This is a genomic window from Sphingomonas sp. BK036 (assembly GCF_004216825.1).
GTDB lineage: Bacteria > Pseudomonadota > Alphaproteobacteria > Sphingomonadales > Sphingomonadaceae > Sphingomonas.
Genome location: NZ_SGXR01000005.1, coordinates 475,286 through 502,275, shown reverse-complemented (window position 1 = coordinate 502,275; position 26,990 = coordinate 475,286). Strand labels below are relative to the sequence as shown.

Sequence of the window (26,990 nt, the reverse complement as noted above, 5' to 3'; positions counted from 1 at the left end):
GGACAAGCGGCATGCGGTATCTTACGTCGGCGCTGGGGATCACGGTCTGTTTCGCGTCGACGACCGCATATGCGCAGGCTCGTCCGCCCTTGGTGCTCGCCGCCGCATCGCTGCAGGAATCGCTGACCGCGGCGGCCAATGCCTGGGCAAGGCAGGGCCACGTCAAGCCGACGATCTCGTTCGCGGCCTCGTCCGCGCTCGCGCGACAGGTCGAGGCGGGAGCGCCTGCCGATCTGTTCGTCTCGGCCGACGAGGACTGGATGAACGCGCTCGCCAAGAAGAAGCTGATCGTCGCCAGGACGCGGGTCACGTTCCTTGGCAACCGCCTGGTCGTCGCGGCGGCGGCGGGCAGCAGCGTGCGCATCCCGGTGCGTCCGCCCGCCGCGCTTGTCCGCGTCCTGACCGCGGGGCCGCTCGCAATGGCGGATACCGCGGTGCCGGCGGGGAAATACGGGCAGGCGTCGCTCGAGGCGCTGGGGGTATGGACGCAGGTGGCACCCAAGGTCGTCCGCGCGGAGAATGTCCGCGCGACGCTGGCGCTGGTCGAACGCGGTGCCACGCCCCTGGGTATCGTTTACGCAACCGACGCAAAGGCGTCCGCCAAGGTGCGGATCGCAGGCATTTTTCCCGAGCGTACGCACCCGGCGATCACCTATCCGATCGCGCGGCTCAGCACGTCGACCAACCCCGAGGCGGAGGCGTTTCGACGCTTCCTCGTCTCGCGCGCGGGCAAGGCGATCTTCGTGCGCTACGGCTTCTCCGCGCGCTAGATGCTCGATGCGACCGAATGGGGCATCGTCGCACTGTCGCTGAAGGTCGGCGGCGTGGCGATGCTGGTGACGCTGCCGGTCGCATTCGCGCTGGCGTGGCTGCTCGCGCGTGTCCGCTTTCCCGGCAAGGTGATCGTCGATGCCGCGATCCATCTGCCGTTGGTGGTGCCGCCGGTGGTGACCGGGTGGATGTTGTTGCTCGCCTTCGGCCCCAATGGCCCGATCGGCGGCTGGTTGCAGGACTGGTTCGGGGTGACGGTGCTGTTCCGCTGGACCGGGGCGGCGATCGCGGCGGGGGTGATGGCGCTGCCGCTGATGGTGCGGGCGATGCGAATTTCGATCGAGGCGGTCGACCTGCGGCTGGAGAATGCGGCACGAACACTTGGGGCAGGGCGGTGGCGCGTGTTCTGGACGCTGACGCTGCCGCTCAGCATTCCGGGCGTGCTGGCGGGGACCGTGCTCGGCTTTGCGCGGTCGATCGGGGAATTCGGCGCGACGATCACCTTCGTCTCCAACGTCCCCGGCGAGACGCAGACGCTTCCGCTGGCGATCTACTCCGCGCTGCAACAGCCCGGGGCGGACGCACTGGTATGGAGACTGTCGTGCGTTTCCGTGGCGTTGTCGCTGGTCGCTCTGATCGCATCCGAACTCTTGACGCGGCGCGCGGGGCGGGGGTTGCATGTCCTTTGAGATCGATATCGAGAAGCGGCTCGGCGATACGCGGATAGCGCTGACGCTTGACGCGGGGCAGGGCGCGACGGTGCTGTTCGGTCCCTCGGGGGTCGGCAAGTCGAGCATCCTGAACATGGTCGCCGGCCTGCTCCGCCCCGATCGCGGGCGGATCGCGATCGACGGCGAGACGCTGTTCGGCGACGGCATCGACTTGCCACCCGAACGAAGACGTGCCGGCTATGTCTTTCAGGAAGCGCGGCTTTTCCCGCACATGCGCGTGCGTGCGAACCTGCTGTACGGCGTCCGCGGCGCGGCAGACCGGTTCGAGGACAGTATCGGGTTTCTCGGGATCGCCCATTTGCTCGATCGCTGGCCACGCACGTTGTCGGGCGGCGAAGCGCAACGCGTCGCGATCGGGCGCGCGCTGCTGAGCAAGCCGCGTTTCCTGTTGCTCGACGAACCATTGTCGTCGCTCGATCGTGCGCGGCGCGACGAGATCATGCGGGCGATCGAGCATGTCCGCGACGTGCTCGGACTACCGATCCTGATGGTGACGCATGATCCGGAAGAAGCCGAGCGGATCGGCACGCGGGTCGTGCGGATGTAGCATGCCGCGTCACCCCGCCCGGTGCGGGCGGGGTGACGCGGCGGGACTTAGCCCAGCGCGCGCGTGAACAGCCGCGCGAGACGGGCGGAGAAGGCGCGGGGGTCGAGCGGGCGTTCGCCATCCGCGATCTGCGCCTCGTCGAACAGCAGATGCGCGGCGTCCTCGCGCAGCGCCGTCTCGTCCTCGCCAAGCGCTGCGAGCCGGGCGATGAGGTCCGAGCGCGGGTTGATCTCGAGCACTGGCTTGGCGGCGGGCATCGCCTGGCCGCTTGCCGCGAGGATCCGTTCGAGCTGGCGGTCCATGCCGCTGTCGGCGGCGACGAGGCAGACTGCGCTGTCGGTCAGGCGCTCGGAGGCGCGAACCTCGGACACCGTATCGGCAAGCGTCGTCTTCACGAACGCGATGAACGCCGCGACGTCGGGCGTGGTCTCTGCGGTCGGCTGCTCGGCACCGTCGAGCAGCGGGATGAGGCCGAGATCGGCAGCGCCCTGCGTGACCGATTTGAACGGCTTGCCGTCGGAATCGATGCCCGCCGACACCCAGAACCCGTCGACCGAGTCAGGCAGCAGCAGCACCTCGATCCCGCGTGCGCGGAACCCTTCGAGTTGCGGCGAGGCTTCGAGGCGATCGAGATCGGTGCCGACCGCGTAATAGATCGCGGTCTGGTTATCCTTCATCGCCGCGACATAGTCGGCAACCGAGCGCCATGCGCCGCCGGACGTGGTGGTCTTGAACCGCGCGAGCTTGAGCAGCGCTTCGCGGCGTTCGAAATCCTCGTACAGCCCCTCCTTCAGGACCGCGCCGAAATTCTCCCAGATCCTGGCATATGCCTCGGGATCGCGCGTCGCGAGCTTGTCGAGTTCGGCGAGCACGCGGCCGGTGACGCCCTTGCGGATCGCGGCGAGCATCGGGCTCTCCTGGATCATCTCGCGCGACACGTTCAGCGGCAGGTCGGACGAATCCACCAGCCCGCGCATGAAGCGGAGGTAGCGCGGCAGGACCTCGGCATCGTCGGTGATGAAGACGCGCTTCACATACAGCTTCATCCGGCCGTTGCGATCGGGATCGAACAGGTCGAACGGCTTCGCGCCGGGGACGAAGGCGAGCACCGAATATTCGTGCAGCCCTTCCGCCCGGTAATGCAGCGTCAGCGCGGGCTCGTCGAACTGGCCCGAGACGCTGCGATAGAAATCGGCATAGTCTTCGGGGGTGATGTCCGACTTGGGCTTGGTCCAGAGTGCTGCGCCGTCGGCGATGTCGACCGGCTCAGCATCGGGCTTTTCGCGCAGCGTAATAGGCACGGGGACGTGGCCCGACTGGTCCTTGATCAGCCGCTCGACGGTGTAGCGATCGGTGAACGACGTCGCGTCTTCGAGCAGGTTGAGCACGACGCGGGTGCCGCGCGCGGGGGCCTGCGCGACGTCGACGGGTGCGATCGTGTAGGTGCCCAGACCGTCCGACGACCAGACCGATGCGGTGTCGGCGCCCGCGCGGCGCGAGACGACGTCGACCTTGGCGGCGACCATGAATGCCGAATAGAAGCCGACGCCGAACTGACCGATCAACTGCGCGCCCTCGCTGCCGCTGGAGGCGGCGATGCGGTCCATGAACGCCTTGGTGCCGGACCGCGCGATCGTGCCGAGCGCCTCGGCCATGTCGTCGGCGGTCATGCCGATGCCGTTGTCCTCGATCGTCAGCGTGCGCGCGTCGGGATCGAGCGTGATCGCGATCTGCGTACGCGCTTCGTCACCGAGCAGGTCGGGGGCACTCAGCGCCTCGTACCGGAGCTTTTCGCAAGCGTCGGCGGCGTTGGAGATCAGTTCGCGCAGGAAGACGGTCTTATCCGAATAGACCGAGTGCACCATCATGTGCAGCAGCCGCGCGACATCGGCCTCGAACGCGTGCGTCGCGGCGGGCGTATCGGTGGTCTGCGGGGTCTCGGGCTCGATCGATGCGGTGTCTGTGGTCATGATGCGGAATGACTTTCGCTGGAATTCTATGGGCGAGAGTTGGACGGGGACCGTAACGAATTCAAGAGGCGGCGGCGGGTACGCTGGCAGAGGACCGACGGACGCGTCATAGGCAGCGGTGCTGGCGTGGCAGAAAGTCGCGCGCTGCGAAGGGGCCGGACGTGACCATGCGAAGAGTTCTCCGGTTTGGCGTCGGCTGGGTGCTGGTTCTTGCTCTCGCCGTGCCCGTTGCGGCGTCTTCGGGACGCGATGCGCCGACGAAGCGGCTCGTGCTGATCGACGATGACGTGGTCGGGCTGAGCGGTGCGCCGGCGCTGTTGCTGCAGGCGCCTGATGTCGAGGTGCTGGGCATCACGACGACCAGCGGTTCGGTGTGGCGCGATACCGCCACCGCCTATGCGCTGCGCACGGTCGAGATCGTCGGGCGTGCCGACGTGCCGGTCGTGCCGGGTGCGACCTACCCTCTGCTCAACAACGAAGCCGCGACCGCGCGGTGGGAGGGGCTGTATGGCCGCCTCGAGTTCAAGGGGCCGTGGACTGCGCCAGCACCGGGGGCTGCGAGCGGGTCGGGATCCGGCACGCCGTCGCCCGCGGTCGTCCCGAGCCTGTCGATTGGCAATCCCGTCACCAAACCCAGCAGCGAGATCGCCGCGGCGTTCCTCGTCCGGATGGTGCGCGCGCATCCGCACCAGATCACGCTGTTCGCAACCGGGCCGATGACCAACATCGCGATCGCGCAGAGCCTCGACCCGAGCTTTGCCGCGAACGTGAAGGAGCTGGTGTATATGGGGGGCAGTCTCAGCCCGCAGCAGACGCTCGACACGCCGGCGGCCGCTGCGTTCGCGCGTGGTTTTCTCGATACGCCACGGCGCGAGTTCAACATCCGCTGGGATCCCGAGGCGGCGCGGATCATGGCGCATGGTGCGTGGCCCAAGGTCACGATGGTGCCGATCGATCCGTCGACCGGGACGCAGTGGACTCGGGGCTTCCTCGACAGCCTGAAGCCTGCGCGCACCACGCTCACCGATGCGCTCCAGACCGGGCTCGAACCGGGGTTTCCGATGTGGGACGAGATCGCGGCGATGGCCTGGCTTGAGCCCGGAATCGTCACGCGCGCCGAGACGCTCTACATCGATTTCGACACCAGCCAGACCGCGGGATATGGCGATACGCTGTCGTGGCAGGCGGCGTACCGGCCGCATCTGGGCGAACGCGCGCAGACCGTCGTGTTGCGCGTCGACCGCGCGAAGATGGAGACGGCGATGCGCGCGCTCTACATGCGGCGCGTCAGGCGCTGAGCCGGTCGGCGCGGAGTGGGGCAAAGATGTCGCGGTGGCCGGTAAAAGCGCACCCAGCCTGATCCCGCCTATTGCAGCGCGTTACAGCGGTGTTACCGATCCACGACAGATCCGGGGCACACGGATCGACGCCGGAGGATGTTCGAAACCCAAGGGGGGACCATCCATGATTCACTTGCCCGTTCGTACGTCTGCCATCGCCCGCCTGCTCGCCGCCAGCGCGCCGCTGCTCGTCTTCGCCGCGCCTGCCGCCGCCCAGGATCAGGTAGCGGCTGGCCAGGCCGTCGCCGATCCCGCCGCCGATCAGGGTGTGGGCGAGATCGTCGTCACCGCGACCCGCCGGCAGGAATCGTCGAAGGACGTGCCGCTGGCGGTCACCGCGATCAGCGGCGAGAAGCTCGACGTACTCAACTCGAGCGGTCTCGACATCCGGTTCCTTGCCGGCCGCACGCCGAGCCTCCAGGTCGAGTCGTCGTTCGGCCGTACCTTCCCGCGCTTCTATATCCGTGGCCTCGGCAACACCGATTTCGATCCGAACGCCGCGCAGCCGGTGTCGGTGGTGTATGACGACGTCGCGCTCGAAAATCCGATGCTGAAGTCATTCCCGGTGTTCGATCTGCAGAGCGTTGAGGTCCTTCGCGGCCCGCAGGGGACGTTGTTCGGGCGCAACACGCCGGCGGGCGTCGTCAAGATTGATTCTGCCAAGCCGAATCCGGACAAGGTGTCGGGCTACGCGACCGGATCCTGGGCGACCTACAACACGATCAACGGTGAGGCGGCGATCAACCTGCCGATCGGCAACGGCTTCGCGTTCCGCGCATCGGGCCTGATCCAGTCGCGCGACGACTGGGTCACCAACGATTCCACGACGGGCAATGCCGACCGCAAGCTCGAAGGGTATCGCGACGTCGCCGGTCGCTTCCAGCTCGGCTATACGAGCAGCGACTTCAACGCGTTGCTGAACGTCCACGTTCGCGACCTGACGGGCTCGCCGCGTATCTTCCGCGCCGGGCTGTTCAAGCCGGGCACCAACGACTTCAACACCGGCTTCGACCCCCAGCACGCCACGCTCGACGGCTATACCAGCCAGAGCCTGACGCAATGGGGCACGAACCTGCGGCTTGATTATCATCTCGACGGCATCGGCACCTTCTATTCGGTCACCGGCTATGAACAGGCCAAGGTCGAGAGCACCGGCGATGTCGACGGCGGCAACAGCTATCCGTTCACGGGCGGCACGATCGGCGCGATCGGCGTCGGGCTGTTCCCGTCGAACACCGGCGGCCTCACCAAGCCCAAGGAGTTCAGCCAGGAGCTGCGCTACGCCAGCGAGGACATGAACGGCATCCGCCTTCAGGGCGGGCTGTATTATTTCCACCAGACGCTGCGCTATCATCAATATGACTATGCGTTCGGCGGCACCGGAACGCGCGCGACCGACCTGACGCAGGATATCTTCCACGACAATCGCAACGAGAATTACGGTGCGTTCGCCTCCATCGAGGCCAAGCCGACCGAGTTGCTGACGTTGCGCGCGGGCGTCCGCTATTCGCACGACTATCGCAACGACCTGGTCACCGCCCCGATTCCGGGCACCGGGATCAGCGACACGTTGCCGGCGCGGGCGGTCGTCCGCGGATCGAACGTGACCTGGGACGCCAGCGCGACCTATGAGCTGACCCCGACGATCAACGTCTATACGCGGCTCGCGACCGGCTATCAGGGCCCGGCGATCCAGGACCGCGTGACGTTCGGCAGCGTCCAGAGCACCGCGCCTAAGCAGACGACCTTCTCGGGCGAGAGCGGGTTCAAGGGCACGCTGCTCGACCGCAAGGTGAACTTCTCGCTCGACGCCTATTGGTACGACACCAAGGACCTGCAGATCACCGCGGTCGGCGGCAACAGCAATTCGGCACGGTTGATCAGCGCGAACAAGGCGATCGGCTATGGTGTGGAGGGTGAGTTCGAGGCGCGGCCGGTGCCCGAATTGTCGCTGACCGCAAGCGGCAGCTACAACTTCACCGAGATCCGCGATCGCTCGATTGGTGTGGGGGTCTGCGCGACCTGCACCGTGCTCGATCCGATCGTGAACGGGTTTGCGATGATCGACGGCAACGACCTGCCGCAGGCACCGCGCTGGATCGCCAACTGGACCGCGCGCTACGGGATCCCGCTGGCCAATGGCGGCGAAGTCTATGCCTATACCGACTGGGTCTATCGCAGCCGCGTCAACTTCTTTCTGTACGAAGCGGTCGAGTTCAGGGGCAAGTCGTCGCTCGAAGGCGGTCTGAAGGTCGGCTATAAATCGCCGCAGGGCTATGAGGTCGGCGCGTTCGTGCGCAACATCACCAACCAGTATCGCAGCATCAGCGCGATCGATTTCAACAACCTGACGGGCATGATCAACGAGCCGCGGATCATCGGCGGCCAGTTCAAGGTCGCCTTCTAGGATCAGCGTTCGACGATCCGGTCCGCGATAGGTTCGCGGTGCTGCCAGTCGCGGCGTTCGAGCTCGGGGACCGTCGACGGGTCCTCGGGGTAGCCGAGGCACAGAACCGCGATCAGCGTCCAGTCGTCGGGTACCCGCAGCATCGCGGCGACCGTGCCCGGATCGAGGATCGAGACCCAGCCAAGCCCGATCCCTCGCAGCCGTGCGGCGAGCCATAGCGTGTGGATCGCCATCACCGTCGAATAGCGGAGCGTCTCGGCCATCGTCGTGCGGCCGAGACCGTGACCGGCGCGCGGTGCCTCGTCGGAGAAGACGGCGACGATCTCGGGGGCTTCGCGCAGGCCGTGGAGCTTGAGCGAACGGTAGCGGGCGCGGCGATCTGGGTCGGGCTGCGCGTCGGCGGCGTCCTGGTTGGCGGTATCGACGTGATCGGCGAGTCGCGCACGTAGGCCGGGCGAGAGGAGGCGGACGAACCGCCACGGCTGGGCATTGCCGACCGACGGCGCGAGCGCGGCGGTCTCGAGCAGAGCGTGGAGATCGGGCTCGGCGATCGGCGTCGTGCGGAAATGGCGGACGTCACGGCGCCAGCGCAGCAGCGTATCGAACTGCGCGGCAAACGCGGCGGGGAAGGCCGGCGGTGGCTCGGGGGTCATGCGCCGGCCGGCGTGCGCCGCAGGAGATAGATGTCCATGATCCAGCCGTGCCGCGCGCGTAGCATCGCGCGGTCGGCGACGATGCGCGGGCCGACCGTTGCGAGTGGACCGCTGGCAAGCTCTTCATAGGCCATGCCGAGATAGGCGCCCCACCAGATCGTCACGCCCGCAGGGTCGAGCGTGTCGAACGCGCACTTGCCGTCTAGCATCACCGCGAGCGTGTCGACGCCGCTCGGCCAGCCAGTCTCGCGGAGGCGGCGGCCGGTGGTGATCAGTACGGGCGCGGCGACGTCGTTGAGCGGGATCGCATGCGCGGCGGTAAGCGCCTGGAGACTGGTGATGCCCGGGACGACGGTGACCGTCATCGCCATCCCGCCGGCGCGCAGCCGATCGGCGATGCGCAGCGTGCTGTCGTAAAGTGACGGGTCGCCCCAGACGAGCAGCGCGAGGCGTCCGCCGTTCGGGAGATGCGCTGCGATCTGCGCGGCCCAGGCGTCGGCGATCGCGTCGTGCCATTGGTGGACGGCGTCGCGATAGGGCGTATCCGGGTCGCGGTCGGGGAGGTCGAACGCGATGACCTGCGTAGGACCGGTCAGGACTTCGGCGCACAGGGCGCGGCGGACGTCGATCAGGTCGGACTTCGCGTCGCCCTTGCGCGGCAGGAGAATCAGGTCGGCGGCGTTCATTGCGGCGATCGCAGCGCGCGTGAGGTGGTCGGGGTTGCCGGTGCCGATGCCGATGAGGTGGAGATCGATCATTCGGCGTCCATCAGCGGACCGTAGAGGATGAGCGCGGGCTTGCTGGAGAACCCCGCCTGCAGGCGTGCGGCGAGCTCGGCGATCGTCGAGCGTGTCAGCGACTGATCGGGGTGGCCGACATTTTCGGCGATCAGCGCGGGCGTGTCGGGCGAGAGCCCGCTTGCGATCAGCGATGCGGCCAGCGCGGGAAAGGTGCGCTTGGGCATGAACACGACCGTCGTCGCATCGGGATCCGCGAGCGCGGCCATGTTGCGCTGCTCGGGCAAGTCGCCGGTGACGTCGTGGCCGGTGACGAATTGGACTCGGCGTGCGCTGAGGCGGCGGGTGAGCGGGATCTGCGCGGCGGCGGCGGCGGCGCTGGCGGCGCTGACCCCGGGGATGATCTCGAACGGGATCCCCGCCGCCCTGAGCGCGACGATCTCCTCTTCAAGCCGGCCGAACACGCCTGCGTCGCCCGATTTGAGGCGGACGACGCGGATGCCTGCCTGCGCATACTCGACCAGCAGCTGCGAGACGTGCGCCTGAGTCGGCGACGGGCGCCCTGCGCGCTTGCCGACCGCGACGAGGTCCGCACCGGTGCGCGCATGGCCGAGCACCGCGGAGGAGAGGTCGTCGAACAGCACCGCGTCGGCGGATTGCAGGCGGGCAACCGCCTTCAGCGTCAGCAGCTCGGGATCGCCGGGGCCCGACCCGACGAACGAGACGAAACCGGTCATGCTTCGCCCGCGATCATGTGGAAGAAGCTTCCCGAGACGTGACCGCGATACGAGCCGGTTTCGGCGACCGCGGTGCCCTGCGCATCGGTGACGTGCGCGAGCGGGGCGTCGGGCTGGTCGAGGATCGTCGAATAATGGAACTCGTGCCCGGTGAGCGCCGCGCCCGCGGGAAACCCGCCCATCGGCGCGTGGAGCGTCGCGCTGCGATAGCCCAGGTGCATCTTGCGCTGCGCGTAGCTGGTGACGAGGCCGAGCAGCCCCGCCATCCGGTGACGCGTGCCGTCGGCGTCGATCAGCGCCTCGCCGAGCGCCATATAGCCACCGCACTCGCCGTGGACGGGCCGCGTGTGCGCGTGCACCGCGAGCGCCGCGTGGAAGTTGCCCGCCTGTGCGAGCGTGCCGGCATGGAGTTCGGGATAGCCGCCGGGGAGCCAGACGAGATCGGCGTCCACGGCAGGCGCCTCGTCGGCGAGCGGCGAGAAGGGCAGGATCTCGGCACCGGCGCGGCGCCAGCCTTCGAGCACGTGCGCGTAGGTGAACGAGAAGGCGGCGTCCTGCGCGAGCGCGATGCGCTGTGCGGGCGGGCGGATCCAGCTCTGCGCGGTTGCCGGGCGGGTGCCGGCCGACGCGGCGGCGCGGAGCGCTGGGATGTCGACATGCGCGCGGAGGAAGGTCGCATAGTCGTCGATCCGCGCGTCGAGGTCCGGATGTTCGGCGGCCTGCACGAGCCCGAGGTGACGTTCGGGCAGCTTGAGATCGCCGCGTCTCGGCAAGCTGCCGAAGACGGGGATGCCGACCGCCGCCATGCCGCTGCGCGCAAGCCGGTCGTGGCGCGGGCTGGCGACGCGGTTCAGGATGACGCCGGCGATCGGCACGTCGGGATCGTAGCGGCTGAACCCGAGCGCGGTCGCGGCGGCGGACTGTGCCTGGCCGGAAACGTCGATCACCAGCACGACAGGCCAGCCCATTCGGCGCGCGATGTCGGCACTGGCGCCGTTCCCGGTCGCACCCGGCGTCGCGACCCCGTCGAACAATCCCATCGAGCCCTCTGCGAGCGCGAAATCGGCGTCGTCGGCCTTGGCGGCGAGCGTGTCGAGCATCGGTGCGGGCATCGACCAGCTATCGAGGTTGTACGAGGCGCGGCCGCTCGCGGCGCGGTGGAACGCGGGATCGATATAGTCGGGGCCGCTCTTGAACGGCTGGACCGAGAGGCCGTCGTCGCGCAGCGCACGAAGCAGGCCGAGCATGACGGTCGTCTTGCCGGTGCCCGAGGCTGGCGCGGCGATGAGCAGGCCGGGGGTCATGTCAGGTCTCCAGCGAACTTGGACTGCGCGGATTGCGGGCGGAAGCGACGGTCATAGCCTGTGGCATAGAGACTGCTGTCGGCAAAATCGCGCGGCGAGATCGCCTGGCCGACGAGGATCAGCGCCGTGCGATCGGGCTTGCCCTCGATCGCCGCCGCTATCGTCGCGAGCGTCGCACGCTCGATCTGCTGGTCGGGCCAGGTTGCGCGCCAGACGATCGCGACCGGGCACTGCGCGCCGTAGGCCGGCGTCAGGTCCGCGATCACCTGCGCGAGGTTGTGGACCGAGAGATGGATCGCAAGCGTCGCGCCGGTGGCGGCGAAGGCGGTCAGCGTTTCGGCGGGGGGCATGGCGCTGGCACGGCCGGGTGTGCGGGTCAGCACCACCGACTGCGCGACGCCGGGCAGCGTCAGTTCGATCTCCAACGCGGCCGCGGCGGCGGCGAAGGCGGGCACGCCGGGCGTGATCGTGACCGGGATGTCGAGCGCACGGAGGCGGCGGAGCTGCTCGCCCATGGCCGACCAGATCGACAGGTCGCCGGAATGGAGGCGCGCGACGTCGTGGCCGGCGTCATGCGCGGCCTGGATCTCGGCGATGATGTCGTCGAGCGAGAGTGGTGCGGTGTTGATGCGGCGCGCGCCGGGCGGGCAATGCTCGAGCATCGCCGCGGGGATCAACGAGCCTGCGTAGAGGCAGACGGGCGACGCGGCGATCAAGTCGCGGCCGCGCAGCGTGAGCAGGTCGGGCGCGCCGGGGCCTGCACCTATGAAGTGGACGGTCATGCTGGGAGTCCTTTAGCGATGGCGCAGGTCGCCATTCGGTCGGGCGAGATGTGGCGGGTGGCGAGCAGCTGCGCGCCGGGGCCGGCGGCGGCGAGCGCCGACGCTTCGGCGACGCTGCCCGCGCGTCGTGCGGCGAGACTGGCGACCGACTGTGTTGGCGTGTCGGTACGCTGCAAGGCGCCGGGTGATACCGCGATCACGGGGAGGCCAAGCGTTTTGGCGAGGGCCGACACCAGCGCCAGCTTGTCGTGCGGTGCCGCGACTGCGGTTACACTGGGGTGCCCCTCCTGCGCCTCGCGGAGTGCGGCACGCAATGCAGCGAGGGTCGCGCCTCCCCGAAATCCGAACCCGGCGACGATCACAGAACGACGCTCCACTGCACGACCGGATAGCTTGCCCGCCAGCCGCGGCGGGAGCCGAGCGGGGTGGCCTCGGCCAGCTCTATCCGCAGGAGCGTGCCGCCTTTCGACGCATGCCAGGCGGCGAGCAGCGCTTCGGATTCGAGCGTAACGGCGTTGGCGACGAGGCGCGTGTCGGTGGGGAGCGGGTCCCAGAGCGCGTTCAGTAGTGCGTCCGACAGTCCACCGCCGATGAAGACGGCATCCGGCACGGGCTGGCCTTCGAGCGCGGAGGGCGCGCGGCCTTCGACGACGCGGATGCGGTCGACGCTGAGCGCGGCGGCGTTGCTCCGGATGCGGTCGGCGCGGGCGGGGTGGGCTTCGAACGCGATCGCCTGCGTGGACGGATGCGATCGCAGCCATTCGATGCCGATCGAGCCCGATCCCGCGCCGATGTCCCACAGCGTCTCGCCGGGCTTTGGCGCGAGGGCGGACAAGGTCAGCGCGCGGACGGGGCGTTTGGTGAGCTGGCCGTCATGCTCGAACCAGCTATCCGCCAGTCCGGAGACGCATGGCATGACCGAGCCGTCGCCCGCAAAAGCGACGCCAACGGCAACCGGATGCGCCACGTCGTCAAAAGCATAGGCGGCGGCGGTCGTTTCGCGGATGCGCTCGCGCGGGCCGCCAAGCGCTTCGAGGACGTGGTACGCCGAGGCGCCGAAGCCGAGTTCGTCGAGATAGCGTGCCAGTGCCCCGACCGCCTCGCCGTCGCGGACGAGGACGAGCGCGCGGCGACCCGGTGCGATATGCGGGCGCAGGCGTGCGAGCGGCGCGGCGTGGAGGCCGAGGCAGGTCGTATCGTCGATCGGCCAGCCGAGACGGGCGGCCGCAAGCCCGAACGTGGAGGGGGCGGGATGCGCGATCCACTCCGTCGGGGCGAGATGGCGGGTTACCGCGGTGCCTGCGCCGAACCAGAACGGATCGCCGGACACTAGCATCGTGACACGGCGGCCGCGCTGGTCCAGCAGGTGTGCAATCCCGGCGTCGAACGGGACTGGCCACGGCATGACCGCGCTCCTAAGATCGGGCAGGAGCGCGAGATGGCGGGGCGCGCCGGTGACGAGCTCGGCTTCGTCCAGCGCCGCTTTCGCCGATGCGGACAGGCCGTCCGCGCCGTCTTCGTTCAATCCGATGATCGTCAGCCAGGGAGTGTCAGCCATGTCGAACATCCTGGTGCTGGGCGGCACGACGGAGGCCAGCGCGCTGGCCGCAATGCTGGCAGCGCGCGGCGATGCGGCGGTGCTCAGCTATGCCGGGCGCGTGGCGAGCCCGAAGGTTCAGCCGATCCCGATCCGGGTCGGCGGCTTTGGCGGTGTCGAGGGGCTGGCCACTTATCTCCGCGATCACGGCGTGACGCATCTGGTCGACGCGACGCATCCGTTCGCCGCCCGGATGAGCGCGAACGCCGTCCTCGCCGCGGCGCACGCGGGGGTTGCGCACATCGCGCTGACGCGGCCCGCCTGGGTGCCCGTGGCGGGCGATCGGTGGACTCGCGTTACCGATATCGAGGCGGCAGTCGCGGCGCTCGCCGGGCCGCCGCAGCGCGTGATGCTGGCGCTCGGACGACTTCATGTCGATGCGTTCGCGGTGCAGCCGCAGCACGCGTATCTGCTGCGGTTCGTCGACTCCCCCGATCATCCGCCGGGATTGCCGCGGCATCATCTCGTGGTCGATCGGGGACCGTTCGATGTCGAGGGGGACCGGCGGCTGATGGCGGCGCACGAGATCGAGGTCGTGGTCTGCAAGAATGCGGGCGGGACCGGTGCCGACGCCAAGCTGCATGCCGCGCGCGCGCTCGGGCTGCGGGTGATCATGATCGATCGGCCGGTCCTGCCCGCGCGGCTGGAGGTGCATGCGCCGGCGGCGGTTCTGCGCTGGATCGATCATGGCGCTGACCGGGGCGTGTAGAGGATCGGCCCGGCGGGGCGCTTGATGATTCGTGTGAGGCTGGAGCCGATGATGATCATCGTCCGCATGTCGGCCATCTCCGCGCGCGCTGCGGGTAGCACGACGATGCGCAGCGTTTCTTCCGGGGTGGAGACGGCGCGGGCGAACAGCACCGGGCGATCGTCCCGGCAGGTCTCGCGCAGGATCTCGAAGACACGGATCAGCGCATCGGGTCGCGCCTTCGATCGGGGATTGTAGAAGGCGATCGCGAAGTCGGCTTCGGCGGCAAGGCGCACGCGGCGTTCGATCAGCGGCCAGGGCTTGAGATTGTCCGACAGGTTGATCGCGCAGAAATCATGTCCGAGCGGCGCACCGGCGCGCGCGCTCGCGGCGAGCATCGCGGTGATGCCGGGGAGCACGCGGATATCGAGGTCGCGCCACGGCGGCGGGCCGGCTTCGAGCGCTTCGAAGACTGCTGCGGCCATGGCGAAGACGCCGGGGTCGCCGGACGATACCACGACGACGCGGTGGCCCTCCGCCGCGAGTTGGAGCGCGTGCGTCGCGCGGTCGAGTTCGACGCGGTTGTCGCTCGGGTGGAGCGTGAGGCCGTCACGTGGCGCAACCCGCGCGACATAGGGAATGTAGCCGATGACGTCGGTCGCATCGGCGAGCGCGGCGGTGACCTCCGGCGTCACGAGTGCGGTATCGCCGGGGCCCAGCCCGGCGATGGCGAGCGAGCCGGTCATGGGCGCCGCCCCTGGCCGTGGATCAGCAGGATCGAGAAATAAGGCGTGATCGCATCGGCATCGCACAGCCGGGTGACCCGCTGATCGGCCATCGCAGCGTATTCGACCAGCCATGCCTCGTCCTCGCGCCCGGCAGCGGCGACCGCGCGGCGGAGCTTGTCGAGGTGACGGCCGATCTTCATCACCACCAGCGCGTCGGTGTCGCGGATCCGGCGGACCAGATCCTCCTCCGGCAGCGTGCCCATCAGGACCGTGAGAACATCGTCGCCCCAGGTGATCGGCGCGCCGCTCGCGGTCCATGCGCCCGACATCCCGGTGATGCCGGGGACGACCGCGACCGGCGCGATCGTCTGGAGGCGCGCATAGAGGTGCATGAACGAGCCGTAGAAGAACGGATCGCCTTCGCAGAGCACGACGACATCCTCGCCCGCGCGCGCGAGGGACGCGAGATGGTCGATGCAGCGGCTGTAGAAGGCCGACAGGCAGTCGTTGTAGCGCGGGTCCGAAACGGGAATCTCGGTGGTCACCGGATATTCCATCGGGAATTCGACCACGTCCGCGCGGAGCATGCCTTCGACGATCTTGCGCGCCTGCCCGGGACGCCCGGCCTTGCGGAAATAGGCGACGTGGCGCGCAGTCCGGACGAGGCGATCCGAACGGACGCTCATCAGGTCTTGCGCGCCCGGGCCCAGCCCGACGCCGTGGATCATGCCACCCGGTCGCATCGCAGTCATTCGGTGCCGCTCGCCAGCGCGTTGATCGCCGCCACGGTGATCGCGCTGCCGCCCATCCGGCCCTCGACGACGACGCAGGGGACGGGCTGGTCGGTCCAGAGCGCGGCCTTCGATTCGACCGCACCGACAAAGCCGACCGGGCAGCCGATGATCGCGGCGGGGCGCGGGCAATCCGGGTCCTCGAGCATGTTGAGCAGGTGGAACAGCGCGGTCGGCGCGTTGCCGATCGCGACGACGGCGCCGGCGAGGTGCGGGCGCCAGAATTCGAGCGCGGCGGCCGATCGCGTAGTGCCCATCGCGCGTGCGAGATCGGGCGTCTCGGCCGCGTGCAGCGTGCAGACGATGCGGTTGTCCGCTGGCAATCTGGTGCGCGTGATGCCTTCGGTGACCATGCGCGCATCGCAGAGAATCGGGGCGCCCGCCTGGAGCGCGCGGCGCGCGTCGACCGCGAAGGTCGGCGAGAACCGGATATGTTTCGCGAGGCCGACCAGCCCGGCGGCGTGGATCATGCGGACGGCGACGGGCTCCTCCTCGGGGGAAAACCGGGCGAGATCGGCTTCTGCGCGGATCATCGCGAACGACTGGCGATAGATCGCCGCGCCGTCGGTTTCATAGGCGTACGGCATTCAGGCGGCTCCGAACTGAGCGAGGATCTGCGCGGTATCGAGTCCCGCGCGGGAAGGGGGGGCACCGGCGCGCGCGTCGAACGCGAGGTCGTAGCGGCCGTCGCGCCCCGTCAGCGTGACGTCCGCCGGGGCCGCGCGCGCGCACCCCTTGGCGCATCCGGAGACGTGGAGGCGGCCGGTGACGTGCGGCGCAAGGCGGCGGGCGAGGTTGCGGGTCTCGACCGTGGCTTGCGGGCAGGCGGGCGCACCGACACAGGCATCGGTACGGAGCAGCGCCGTGGACGGCGTGGTGATGAAGGCGGTGGGATCGGGCAGTGCCGCGAGTGGCGACTCCGTTTCGAGGACTACGATATGCCACGGCGTCAGGTGGATCGCGCGGATCACGGGCTCGGCCTCGATCAGGCGGGTGAGCGCCGACGCTTCGATGCGACCGAAGGGCAGGCCGAGCGCAAGCGGGCCGGGCTCGAGCGGCGGTGCGCAAGCCGCGGGGGCGAGCGTTGCGGCGGCCCATTCGGGCAGCGGTGCGTGATGACGCGCCATGCGGCCGTTGGCGGTGCCGCCGCTGTCGACGAACCAGCGGGCGAGCGCGATCAGTCGGTCGACTTCGGTGCCGGGCGACAGCGGCATGCCGTGATCCCGGCCGTCGGCGCGTAGGATCAGGTGGCCGCTCGCGGCGCGTTCGATCCGGAAGTCCGCGGATGCGTCCGCGAGCATCGGCGCCGCGCCGGCGTCGATCGCGAAGCCGACTTTGCCGGGAAGGTCCGGCAGCTCGTGCAGTCGGGCGCGCAATTCGGAGGCGATGCGGTGCGTGTCGTCGCCTTCGCGCCAATCGGGAGCGACGAGGATGTTGGCGCGGGCCTCACGCGCCGGATCGGGGTCGATCAGGCCGAGATCGAGCATGGCGTCGATCAACGGGCGCCATTCGTCGTCGGAAACGCCCCGGATCTGGAGGTTGGCGCGGCTGGTGACGTCGATCTGGCCGCTGCCGTGGCGCGCTGCAGCGGCACACAGGCCGATGATTTGCGCCCGCGTCAGGCGGCCCAGCGGCGGGCGGATGCGGACGAGCAGGCCGTCGCCGGCCATCATCGGGCGCCACGCATCGGGGCACCAGCCCTTGACGACGAACGCGCTCATGCCGGCAGGTCGAGCTGCGCGAGGATCGAGTTGCGGCGGGTCGGCCATAGACCGGCGGCGTGGAGCGCGGCAAAGCGCGCCTGCATCGCCGCGAGCGCTTCGGGGTTGGCCCGGGCGAGGAACGCCAGGACGTCGTCCCGGCCGAGCGTCGCATCGTGATAGAGGTCGATCAGTTCGGGGCGGACCGCGCCGGCTAGATGCGCGAACGCGCCGAGATGGTCGAGCGTCGCGGCGATCTCCGCACCGCCGCGAAAGCCGTGGCACATCATGCCATCCACCCAGCCGGGATGGGCGCGGGCGTGGACGACACGGGCGATCTCTTCCTTCAGCGGGCGGGCCCTGGCCTGGGTCGGGTCGCGCGCGTCGAGATGGTAGAGCGTGGCGTTTCCGCCAGCGACCGATTGCGCGGCGGCGAAGCCCGCCTCGTGCGCGGCATAGTCTGCCGCGAGGAGCAGGTCGGTCTCGGGCAGGTCCTGCACGTGGACGAAGGCGTCGGCCGCGGCGACGCGGTCGCGGATGCCGATAGGGTCGAACATGTCGTTGCCATCGTCGAACGCGTGGGCGGAGGCCGACAGCCACGCCTTGCCGGCATCAAGTTGCGCCTCGGGCGTGTAGGTCTCCCCGGGGTCGCCCATGCTCAGGCCGTAGCGGCCGGGTTTGGGACCGTAGACGCGCGGTGTCGACGGTTTGCCGACGAACGGGTTCCAGTCCGCGGGTTCGTCGCGCGCGCCGAGCGCGCGGACGGCCTGGCCGAACATCGTGCACAGCGTCGGGAAGGCGTCGCGGAACAGGCCGGATATGCGCAGCGTGACGTCGATGCGGGGCCGGTCGAACGTGGGAAGCGGGAGGATCTCGACGCCCGTCACACGGTCGGACTGCATGTCCCAGACGGGTTCCGCACCGAGCAAATGGAGCGCCATCGCGAACTCCTCGCCCGCGGTGCGCATCGTCGCCGAGGCCCAGAGGTCGACGACGAGCGTGCGGGGATAGTCGCCATGGTCCTGCAGATGGCGGCGGACGAGTTCGTCGGCGAGCGTCACGCCCTGGCGATGCGCGGCGCGCGAAGGGACGGCGCGCGGATCGGTGGTGTACAGGTTGCGACCGGTCGGGAGGACGTCGGATCGACCGCGCCACGGCGAACCGGACGGGCCCGAGGCGACGCGTTTTCCCTGGAGCGCCGACAGCAAGCCGGCGCTCTCGGCGGCGCCGTGCTCGCCGCGGCCGTAGATGTGGAGGCCGTCGCCATATTGGCTCTCCTTCACGTCGCACACGAACGTGTCGATGCGCGTGATCGCGTCCGCTGGCGACTGCGCATCGTCGAGCCCCAGCGTCGCGGCGAGGCCGGTGGCGGTCGCTTCGTCGCGAATGTCGCGCTGCAGCCGGTCGCGCCGCGCGGGATCGAGGCCGTCGGCGTTGGAGAATTCGTCGAGCAACGCTTCGAGGCGGCCCAGCCCGGCGCCGGTGCGCGTCCGTTCGAGCGGCGGCGGGACATGGCCGAGCGTGACCGCGCCGATGCGGCGTTTGGCTTGGGCTGCTTCGCCGGGATCGTTGACGATGAACGGGTAGATCACGGGCATCGCCGCCGTCAGCGCCTCGGGCCAGCAGCTGTCGGACAGCGCGACCGACTTGCCGGGCAGCCATTCGAGCGTGCCGTGCGCGCCGACATGGACGAGCGCATCGACCCCGCGGGCGTGCAGCCAGAGGTAAAAGGCGACATAGGCGTGCGACGGACAGCGGGAGAGATCGTGATACTCGTCCGCGCGGTCTTCGCTGCGGCCGCGTTCGGGTTGCAACGCGATCAGCGCGCCGCCCTGGTCGATCGCGGTGAAGGCGAAGTCTTCGCCAGGCTCGCCCCACGCGTCGTGCAGGTCTTGGCGGAGCTCTGCGGGGAGCTTTGCGAGTGCCGTGCGATACGCGGCAAGCGGCCAGTGAATCCGCGCCGTTGCCAGGTCGCGGTCGTCGGGCGTGATCGCATAGCCGGCGGCGGTCAGATCGGCGAGGATCGCCTGCGTCGACGCCAACGCGTCGAGCCCGACCGCGTGCGCCATCTGGTACGCCTTGCCGGGGTAGGTCGACAGGACGATCGCCACGCGCTGATCGGCAACGGGCTTGCTGGCGAGGCTGGTCCAGGCTGCGATCCGCGCGGTGATCGCTGTGATGCGATCCGGGTCGGCGCGGTGTTCGCGCCGGGTATATTCGAGATCGCCGTCCCGGGCTGCGGCTTCCTTGAAGCTGGCGACGCCGGCAAACAGGCGGCCGTCCACTTCGGGCAGGACGACGTGCATGGCGAGGTCCGCAGGCGACAAGCCGCGCGTTGCGCCCGCCCAGGCGGCGCGGTCGGAGGTCGCCAGCGCGATCTGGAACACGGGCACGCCGGCACCGTCGAGCGGCGTGCCGTCGGTCGCCCCGCGCGCGGAGAACGCGGTGGCGTTGACGATCGCAGCCGGCGCCAGCGCGCCGACCCAGCGCGCCAGCCAGCCGGCTGCGTCGGGCGCCTTCAGCGAGGGCGCGAACAGCCCGATGACGTCGAAGCCCCGGCCGGTCAGTGCGGCGTGGAGCGCCTCGATCGGGTGGAGATCGGCGGCGGTGAGGTACGAGCGGTAGAAGACGATCAGCACGCGCGGGCGTTTCGCTGTGAGCGCGAAGGCGGCGGGGCAGGTCACGCCGTCCTGCGGCTGCCATCCCCCGACGTCGGCGATCGCGCGGACCCCGGCAACCGGGCCGGCATAGCAGCCCGCGGCGAGCGCGAACTGCGCCAGCGCCGCATTCGCCGCGACCGCGCCGCCGGTATCGCACAGCGTCGCGAGGTGGCGCAGCGTCGAGACCGGGATCGTCGAGGCGGCATCGAGCCGCGTATCGATCCGACCGTCCGCGGCGAGGACCGCCAGCGCGATGCCCTTCTCCCGCGCGAGATGTTCGACCTGTTGCAAGCCATAGCTCCAATAGGACCGCCCGCCGATCAGCCGGATCAGGATACCCTTCGCGCCGGCCAGCGTCTGCTCGACATAGGTGTCGACCGACAGCGGATGCTGGAGCGCCGCCAGGTTCGCGAGCCGCAGCGACGGCAGGCACCGCCCGGCGGCCTCCGCACGTCGCCAGCCCGCGGCGAACGCGCCGAGGTCACCGTCGGAAAAGGACAGGACGACGAGGTCCGCGGGGGATTGCGCGAGGTCCTGCGGGACCGCGTTTTCCTCCAGCCCGTGGGTCTCGCGGAAGACGACGTGCATCGTGGCGCCTCAGGCGTCCAGCGCGGCCTTGATGCGGGCCTCGTCGATGCGATCATGCTCGGCGATGACCACCAGTTGCGTGCGGCGGGGCTCGTCGGCGCGCCAGGGGCGGTCATATTGTGTGCGGACGCGTGCGCCGACCGCCTGGACGAGCAGGCGCATCGGCTTGCCGGCGACCGCGGCATAGCCCTTTACGCGCAGGATGTCGGCGCTGCGAGCGAGCGCCTCGATCCGGGCGGCCAGTTCGGCCGGATCGGCGATCTCGCCCAGCGCGACGACGACGCTGTCGAAATCGTCATGCTCGTGATCGTCTTCGCCGTCGTGATGCGAGGGGCGGCTGGCGATGTCGTCCTCGGCGGCGGCGTTCAGGCCGAGGATCACGCGCGGGTCGATGATGCCGTCGGTCAGGTCGATCACCGGGAGCGGGCGGGCGGACTCGGCGGCGATAACCGCGCGCGCCTTGGCGACGCCCTCGGGACCGGCAAGATCGACCTTGGTGAGCAGGACGAGATCGGCGCAGGCGAGCTGGTCCTCGAACACTTCCGAAAGCGGCGTCTCATGATCGACGCTCGGATCGGCGGCGCGCTGCGCATCGAGCGCGGCGACGTCGGGCGCGAACCGGCCGGCGGCGACCGCCTCCGCATCGGCGAGCGCGATGACGCCGTCGACGGTGATGCGCGAGCGGATCGCGGGCCAGTCGAACGCCTTCAGCAGCGGCTTGGGAAGCGCGAGGCCGGACGTCTCGATCAGGATGTGATCGGGGCGCGGGTCGAGCGCGAGCAGCGTCTCGACGGTCGGGATGAAATCGTCGGCGACGGTGCAGCAGATGCAGCCATTGGCCAGTTCGACGACGTTCTCCGCGGGGCAATCGGGGATCGCGCAGCCCTTCAGGATGTCGCCATCGATGCCGAGCGTGCCAAATTCGTTTACCACGACCGCCAGCCGACGGCCGCCCGCGTTGCGGATCAGGTGGCTGATGAGCGTCGTCTTGCCCGCGCCGAGAAAGCCGGTGACGATGGTGACGGGGACTTTTGCCAAATTGGGCGAGCGGTCCGACATTGTTATTCTCCTTCGAGCATACGCAGGCACGCACGACCTTTCGGCCGCACGCGTTCGTCGCTCAGACGGAGTACCGTGCCGCGACCATCCCCTGGATCAAGGCAAGAGCGACCGTTACGCTGGCAGGTCTCCTGGCTCACGGGTCAAAGCTCGACATACGCCTTCCCAGGTCTTCGACCCAGTGGCTGCCCCCCTCGCGAAGGGCCTGTGCGTCTCGCTCACCGCTTACAGTTGCAGGGACAGCCGCGGCATTGGGAGGACATCCTCCCGCACCGCATTCCCATTCAAGCCCCGAAGGGCACCGGCGCGATCTGTTGAAGTTCGGTAAAACCGAGCCTCGGGCGTGGGGTTAGAGGAATATCACGGGACTGCCAACTCGCTCGCGCCCGTCATCCTGACGAAAGTCAGGATCCAGAGTTACGCACGCTGTCGCCTGTGGCTCTGGATCCTGGGTCAAGCCCAGGATGACGGACGTGCTTGTTACGCGTGCACGACCTCGATTTCGTCGAAGCGTTTCCAGCGGTAGATTGCGAAGCTCAGCACCCAGCACAGCACGAACAGGCCGATGATCGCAAAGCCAAGGCCGTTGAAATTCTCGCCCAGCGCGGCCGCCAGATCCCACACGCCCCCCGACAGGCCGAGCTTGGCGCCCAGCAGCGCGAGCGTCTCGATCCCGCCGATCGCGATCGCGACGATCGCCGAAATCAGCGTGATGGTGATGTTGTAGTAAAGCTTGCGGATCGGCTTCACGAACGCCCATTCATACGCGCCGAGCATCACGACACCGTCCGCGGTGTCGACCAGCGCCATGCCCGTGGCGAACAGGATCGGGAGGACGAGGACGGTGCCGATCGACAGACCGTCCGCGGCCTGGCTCGCGGACAGGCCGAGGATCGCGACCTCGGTCGCGGTATCGAAGCCGAGCCCGAACAGGAATCCGAGCGGCGCCATGTGCCAGCTGCGCGTGACGAGCCTGAACATCGGCCGGAACAGTCGCGCAAGCAGACCGCGGTTGCCGAGCAGCAGATCAAGGTCTTCCTCGACATAGACGCCGCCACTGCGGACATGGCCGAAGGTCCGCCAGACCGAGCGCAGGATGACGAGGTTCATCGCCGCGATCGTGAACAGGAACACCGCGGAGATGATGGTGGCGATCACGCCGCCGACCTGTTTGAACGCCTCGAACTGCGCCAGCGCGCTGGCGGTGAGCGCGATGGCGACCGCGGCGATCAGCACGATCCCCGAATGCCCGATCGCGAACCAGAAGCCGACCGCGATCGGGCGCTGGCCGTCCTGCATCAGCTTGCGCGTCACATTGTCGATCGCGGCGATATGATCCGCATCGACTGCGTGGCGCAACCCCAGACCCCAGGCGAGCAACGCGGTGCCGAGCATCAGCGGCTGCGCGTGGAACAGCGAGAACGCCCAGCCCCAGGCGGCGATATTGGCTGCGACCAGGCTTGTGAACATCCAGCCGACGCGTTTGCGCGTGGCCATCCGTGCCGGCCCGCCGGGCGTTTTCCTGGCCGGCTTATCGATCGTCATCGTCGTCATGCAGAACTCCCCGGCGTCCGACGAGGACGGGGACCTGCCGCATGCGGCCGCGACGCATGAAGACCGGACGCCATGAGCGGCCGACGCGCGTCGTCGATGCGGCCCCCGCCGCAAGGTCGTCGCTCAGACGGCGTTCACCGTGCCTCGGCCACCCCCTGGGCCGGGACGAGAGCGACCAGACGCCGGCAGGTCTCCTGGCTCGCGGGTCACGGCTCCACGCCACACCTTCCCAGATCGTCGACCCAGTGGCTGCCCCTCGTCGCGAAGGGCGTGTGCGTTTCGCTCGCCGCTTACAGTTGCAGGGACAGCTGCGGCATAGGACGGCGAACCCTCCGCACCGCATTCCCCTTCAAGCCCCGAAGGGCACCGACGCGATCTAGCGAGCTTCCGGTCGAACCGGGTGCTCGCGCGTCGTGCTAGCCGGGTTCGCCGCGAGTGCCAATCGTCCTTTGCGGCGTGCGGCGCTCGCGACGATGCTGCCACCGGAGCAGGCCGGTCACGAAGAGCGCGATCGGCACCAGGCCAGCGACGAAGGCCAGGATGCGCCCCGTCAGCCCCAGCGCCTCGCCGCCGTGCAGCGGGTGGAGCCAGTTCATCACGACGTCGCCGCCGCTCTCGGCAAGCCCGTCGCGGGTCGCGAGGACCGCGCCGGTATAGGGATCGAGCCAGACATTGGTGCGCGGGAAACGGCGGCTGGGTTCGCCGTCCTGCGCGAGATTAATCCGGATCGCGCCGGTCGGCGAGGCGGGAGTCTCGATCCAGGCGAGCGCGGCTCCGGGGAAAACGTGTTCGGCAATGGCGACCAATCGATCGACCGGCAGGGGCGCGCCGCGCGCGACCACGGCCAGTGCCGGGGTCCGGTAGAGGGGCGAGGCGCGCGCGATCACGAACCGGGTCTGGTCGGGCAAATCGAGCATCACCCCGGTCGCGGTGACGACGAGCACGAGGATCGCGCCGCCCAGACCGATAAGCTTGTGCCAGTCATACAGACGGCGCAGCGGCGCAGCGTCGCGCTTGAAGCGGAGCGCGCGCCACCAGCTGCCGGGGCGGGGCCACCATGCCCAGATCCCGCTGGCGGTCATGGCCAGCATGACGATGCCTGCGATCCCCATGACGACCTCCCCGGGCTTTTCCAGCAGCAGCCGGTAATGGAGATCGTAGATCCAGGTGACGACCGTATCGCCCCAGAAGCCGGTGCGGATCGTCGTCATGCGGACCGGATCGATCCAGGCGAGGAACGGCGCGAAATCGTGGCCCGCGGTTTCCCTTGGCCGGTAATAGCGCACCGGGACGGCGCCGCCGTCCACGGTCACCTCGATCCGCCACGCGCCGGTGCGGGTGGGATGCTCGCGGTGGAGCGTGTCGACGACTGCCTGCCAGGAGCGGGCGCGCGCGTCGTCCGGCACCGCGCGCAACGCGGGGTTCAACGCCGCGTCGATCTCCGGATAGAAGACGAGTATGCTGCCGGTCAGCCCGGCGAACGCGAACAGCGCGCCGATCGACAGGCCAAGCCAGAGATGCACGCGCCGGACGATGGCACGCAGCGGCAATCGGCGCGTCATCAGAGCGTCAACCGGACCGCGCCGAACAGCGATCGCGGATCGGCGGGCGTGTGAAGCCGCTGCGTGCCGTCGTACCAGACATACTCGTAGCGCTTGTTCGCGAGATTCTTGAGTTGCGCAGATATCTCGATCTTCGGCGTCAGCTTGTACGCGACCTCGGCATTGAGGACGACATACTCACCGTAGCGGCCCTGCGTGTTGGCGGGATCGAGTTCGTAGCTCGACTGGCCGTTACCCCATAAGGACAGCCGCACTTTGGCGTCGGGTGTCACGTCGAGCCCGCCCGAGAAGACGTTCTGCGGGACATGGTCGATCGCGTTGCCCGCCTGAGACGGGGTTGCCGGGTCGGGCGTGATTATCCGCGCGGTCTGGTGGGAATAGCTGCCCCATAGCGCAACGGTGCGGACCGGCTTCAGGTCCAGCTGCAGATCGATCCCGCGGCGCCGCGTCTGGCCGAGATTGTCGACATCGCCGGAGGGATCGTTCAGCCGCCGCTTGAGCTCGCCGCTCGCGGTCTGCTGCCACAATGCGACGCGCGCTTCGAGCCAGCGCCCGCGCGTGAGCTTGACGCCTGCTTCATAGCCTTCGTTGATCGAGGGTGCGACATCGGTCGTTCGTGGCGGCACCAGATACGAGGCCGAGCCAGCGCCGATCTGGAAGGTGCGCCCGTAATTGGCATAGGCGGTGACGCCGGTCACGGGCGTCACCGCGACGCTCAGCTTGGGTTGGCTGATCGTGTCATAGCCGTTGATCGGCGCGGTCGTCCCCGCCAGGCGATTGGTGAAATGGCCCGCGACTCGGTCGATCCGCCAAGCGGGAGTGATCTTGAGCCAGTCGGTCGGCTCGATCACCGCTTGGAGATAGCCGCCATAGACGGTCAGTTCGAAATCCTGGTCGCGCGTCTGGGTGGTGAGCGTGCGCCGGTCGGTCAGCCAGCGCAGGCTCTTATTGTCCTGCACCTGCACGTCGCCCCCCGCCTCGATCATCAGCGCGTGGAGGAAGTCGACGCGGGGGTGGTAATGCAGCGCGGCGGTCGCGCCATATTGCCATTCCTCGGTCAGGCGCCGCTGTTGCGGGACGCTTGCGGAGTAGCGGACGTAGCGGTCGTCGTGGAGGCTATTGGCATAGGTCTTGACGCTGAGCGCGAGCGGGTCGGCGAGATCGGCGTCGAGATGCAGGCTGTACTGGCCGATCCGTCGCGTGCCGCCATCGGTGGCCGACAGCGCGTAGGATCGGGTGCGGTCGGTATCGGCGTCGACATCGGTCAGATAGCCCGGCTCTTGCGCGTGCGCGACCGAATGGCGGACGATCGCGCCGATCCGCGTGGATCCAAAATCATAGAACCATTTGCCCGCGAGATTCAGGCGATCGAGATCGGCATGGTCGCGATACGCATCGGTCCGCCGATAGCCGACCAGGTAGTTCTGGCTGAACCCGCCGCGCTCGAGTCCGGCCGAGGCCTGTGCGTCGATCGTCCCGAACGCACCGCCGATCAGACGCGCGTCGAGGTAATTGCCGCCGATCCGAGTCAGGATATTGGCGTTGCCGGCGATGTTGTTCAGCCCCCAGCGCGGATCGGACGTCCCGCGAACCAGTTCGATCCCGGCGACGTCGAGCGGCGAGATCATGTCGATACCGGTCATGCCGCCGGCATTGTCGTTGCTCGGTATGCCGTCGATCATCAGCTTGACCGCGTTGATCTCGCCTTCGCCGTTGAACCCGCGGATCGAGAAGCGGCCGGACGTGGTGCCCTGGTTGAAGTCGGTCAGCACGACGCCGGGCAGGCGGGCGAACAGCTCCCACGCATTGTCGACCGACTGGCGTTGCGCGATCTCGCCGCCGAGCATGTCGACCGAGGTCAGGATGGTCTCGGTCGAGCGCGCCATGCTGCGCGCGGTGACGACGACGTCGCCGATCACGAAGCGCGTATCGGACTCGGTTGGGGTGGGGGCGGGAACGGGGGGGGGGGTCTGCGCGGTGGCGGGCGAGGCGAGGGCGATCGCCATCGCCGCCCCGAAAGTAGATGGAGTATCGAACATGAAACAGGGCTTTCGACAGGCGCGCGGCCACACGGACGCGCGTCG

23 protein-coding genes and 2 riboswitches are annotated in these 26,990 nt (G+C 69.0%); of the genes, 6 read left to right on the top strand and 17 right to left on the bottom strand.

Features of this window, described 5'->3' with window-relative positions; translation table 11 throughout:
* Nucleotides 1-11 precede the first annotated feature (11 nt).
* Genes modA through EV283_RS12385 form a run of 3 tightly spaced genes read left to right on the top strand, consistent with a single transcriptional unit; the run spans nucleotide 12 to nucleotide 2,049 of the window.
* A complete protein-coding gene (gene modA, locus EV283_RS12395; protein WP_130325750.1) occupies nucleotides 12-770 on the top strand; it encodes a molybdate ABC transporter substrate-binding protein in 759 nt (252 codons plus the stop codon).
* A complete protein-coding gene (gene modB, locus EV283_RS12390; RefSeq protein ID WP_130325748.1) occupies nucleotides 771-1,460 on the top strand; it encodes a molybdate ABC transporter permease subunit in 690 nt (229 codons plus the stop codon).
* Nucleotides 1,450-2,049, top strand: a complete 600-nt coding sequence (locus EV283_RS12385; protein WP_130325746.1) for an ATP-binding cassette domain-containing protein — start codon at nucleotides 1,450-1,452, stop codon at nucleotides 2,047-2,049. Before modB ends, EV283_RS12385 begins: the two co-directional genes overlap by 11 nt.
* Nucleotides 2,050-2,096: 47 nt before the next feature.
* Here EV283_RS12385 and htpG read toward each other — a convergent pair whose 3' ends face one another.
* Nucleotides 2,097-4,019, bottom strand: a complete 1,923-nt coding sequence (gene htpG, locus EV283_RS12380) for a molecular chaperone HtpG (protein ID WP_130325744.1) — start codon at nucleotides 4,017-4,019, stop codon at nucleotides 2,097-2,099.
* Nucleotides 4,020-4,186: 167 nt separating this feature from the next.
* On the opposite strand from htpG, the gene EV283_RS12375 reads away from it, so the two are divergent.
* Nucleotides 4,187-5,317 (top strand): nucleoside hydrolase, encoded by a 1,131-nt coding sequence (locus EV283_RS12375; protein WP_130325742.1) that lies wholly within the window; start codon nucleotides 4,187-4,189, stop codon nucleotides 5,315-5,317.
* Nucleotides 5,318-5,483: 166 nt separating this feature from the next.
* Nucleotides 5,484-7,766 carry a TonB-dependent receptor gene (locus tag EV283_RS12370; RefSeq protein WP_242615942.1) on the top strand — a complete coding sequence of 761 codons (2,283 nt, stop codon included), beginning with the start codon at nucleotides 5,484-5,486 and terminating at the stop codon, nucleotides 7,764-7,766.
* A gap of 2 nt (nucleotides 7,767-7,768) precedes the next feature.
* On the opposite strand, the gene bluB is transcribed toward EV283_RS12370, so the two are convergent.
* The 7 genes from bluB to cbiE are packed head-to-tail and all read right to left on the bottom strand — an operon-like array spanning nucleotide 7,769 to nucleotide 13,546.
* Nucleotides 7,769-8,419, bottom strand: coding sequence for a 5,6-dimethylbenzimidazole synthase (gene bluB / locus EV283_RS12365; RefSeq protein WP_130325740.1), 651 nt, complete (start codon nucleotides 8,417-8,419; stop codon nucleotides 7,769-7,771).
* Complete coding sequence (cobF, locus tag EV283_RS12360) at nucleotides 8,416-9,177, bottom strand: precorrin-6A synthase (deacetylating) (protein WP_130325738.1); 762 nt, start codon at nucleotides 9,175-9,177, stop codon at nucleotides 8,416-8,418. Before cobF ends, bluB begins: the two co-directional genes overlap by 4 nt.
* A complete protein-coding gene (gene cobA, locus EV283_RS12355; RefSeq protein ID WP_130325736.1) occupies nucleotides 9,174-9,893 on the bottom strand; it encodes a uroporphyrinogen-III C-methyltransferase in 720 nt (239 codons plus the stop codon). The genes cobF and cobA overlap by 4 nt, the downstream gene beginning before the upstream one ends.
* Nucleotides 9,890-11,197: a cobyrinate a,c-diamide synthase gene (locus EV283_RS12350; RefSeq protein ID WP_130325734.1), complete on the bottom strand. Its 1,308-nt coding sequence runs from the start codon at nucleotides 11,195-11,197 to the stop codon at nucleotides 9,890-9,892. Before EV283_RS12350 ends, cobA begins: the two co-directional genes overlap by 4 nt.
* On the bottom strand, nucleotides 11,194-11,979 hold the full coding sequence (cobM, locus tag EV283_RS12345) for a precorrin-4 C(11)-methyltransferase (RefSeq protein ID WP_130325732.1): 786 nt from the start codon (nucleotides 11,977-11,979) through the stop codon (nucleotides 11,194-11,196). Before cobM ends, EV283_RS12350 begins: the two co-directional genes overlap by 4 nt.
* Complete coding sequence (locus tag EV283_RS12340) at nucleotides 11,976-12,341, bottom strand: cobalamin biosynthesis protein (protein ID WP_130326123.1); 366 nt, start codon at nucleotides 12,339-12,341, stop codon at nucleotides 11,976-11,978. Before EV283_RS12340 ends, cobM begins: the two co-directional genes overlap by 4 nt.
* Complete coding sequence (gene cbiE / locus EV283_RS12335; RefSeq protein ID WP_130325730.1) at nucleotides 12,338-13,546, bottom strand: precorrin-6y C5,15-methyltransferase (decarboxylating) subunit CbiE; 1,209 nt, start codon at nucleotides 13,544-13,546, stop codon at nucleotides 12,338-12,340. Before cbiE ends, EV283_RS12340 begins: the two co-directional genes overlap by 4 nt.
* On the opposite strand from cbiE, the gene EV283_RS12330 reads away from it, so the two are divergent.
* A complete protein-coding gene (locus EV283_RS12330; protein ID WP_130325728.1) occupies nucleotides 13,536-14,285 on the top strand; it encodes a cobalt-precorrin-6A reductase in 750 nt (249 codons plus the stop codon). The two genes, cbiE and EV283_RS12330, sit on opposite strands and share 11 nt — an antisense overlap.
* On the opposite strand, the gene cobJ is transcribed toward EV283_RS12330, so the two are convergent.
* The 9 genes from cobJ to EV283_RS12285 form a co-directional block, all read right to left on the bottom strand.
* Nucleotides 14,261-15,010 (bottom strand): precorrin-3B C(17)-methyltransferase, encoded by a 750-nt coding sequence (gene cobJ / locus EV283_RS12325; RefSeq protein WP_130325726.1) that lies wholly within the window; start codon nucleotides 15,008-15,010, stop codon nucleotides 14,261-14,263. The two genes, EV283_RS12330 and cobJ, sit on opposite strands and share 25 nt — an antisense overlap.
* Nucleotides 15,007-15,744 (bottom strand): precorrin-2 C(20)-methyltransferase, encoded by a 738-nt coding sequence (gene cobI, locus EV283_RS12320; RefSeq protein ID WP_130325724.1) that lies wholly within the window; start codon nucleotides 15,742-15,744, stop codon nucleotides 15,007-15,009. Before cobI ends, cobJ begins: the two co-directional genes overlap by 4 nt.
* Complete coding sequence (locus EV283_RS12315) at nucleotides 15,741-16,370, bottom strand: precorrin-8X methylmutase (protein ID WP_130325722.1); 630 nt, start codon at nucleotides 16,368-16,370, stop codon at nucleotides 15,741-15,743. The genes cobI and EV283_RS12315 overlap by 4 nt, the downstream gene beginning before the upstream one ends.
* Nucleotides 16,371-17,504: a cobalamin biosynthesis protein CobG gene (locus EV283_RS12310; RefSeq protein WP_130325720.1), complete on the bottom strand. Its 1,134-nt coding sequence runs from the start codon at nucleotides 17,502-17,504 to the stop codon at nucleotides 16,371-16,373.
* Nucleotides 17,501-20,731, bottom strand: coding sequence for a cobaltochelatase subunit CobN (gene cobN / locus EV283_RS12305; protein WP_130325718.1), 3,231 nt, complete (start codon nucleotides 20,729-20,731; stop codon nucleotides 17,501-17,503). Before cobN ends, EV283_RS12310 begins: the two co-directional genes overlap by 4 nt.
* A gap of 9 nt (nucleotides 20,732-20,740) precedes the next feature.
* On the bottom strand, nucleotides 20,741-21,790 hold the full coding sequence (cobW, locus tag EV283_RS12300) for a cobalamin biosynthesis protein CobW (protein WP_130325716.1): 1,050 nt from the start codon (nucleotides 21,788-21,790) through the stop codon (nucleotides 20,741-20,743).
* A 103-nt stretch (nucleotides 21,791-21,893) separates the two neighbouring features.
* Nucleotides 21,894-22,111, bottom strand: a riboswitch (cobalamin riboswitch).
* Between the two features lie 159 nt (nucleotides 22,112-22,270).
* The gene (locus EV283_RS12295) at nucleotides 22,271-23,260 is read right to left on the bottom strand and encodes a HoxN/HupN/NixA family nickel/cobalt transporter (RefSeq protein WP_130326121.1); all 990 of its coding nucleotides are present in this window, start codon (nucleotides 23,258-23,260) and stop codon (nucleotides 22,271-22,273) included.
* Nucleotides 23,261-23,510: 250 nt separating this feature from the next.
* Nucleotides 23,511-23,730, bottom strand: a riboswitch (cobalamin riboswitch).
* A gap of 30 nt (nucleotides 23,731-23,760) precedes the next feature.
* Entirely contained in the window at nucleotides 23,761-24,906 is a 1,146-nt protein-coding gene (locus EV283_RS12290; RefSeq protein WP_130325714.1) for a PepSY-associated TM helix domain-containing protein, read from the bottom strand.
* A complete protein-coding gene (locus EV283_RS12285) occupies nucleotides 24,906-26,945 on the bottom strand; it encodes a TonB-dependent receptor (RefSeq protein WP_242615941.1) in 2,040 nt (679 codons plus the stop codon). The genes EV283_RS12290 and EV283_RS12285 overlap by 1 nt, the downstream gene beginning before the upstream one ends.
* Between the last annotated feature and the right edge of the window lie 45 nt (nucleotides 26,946-26,990).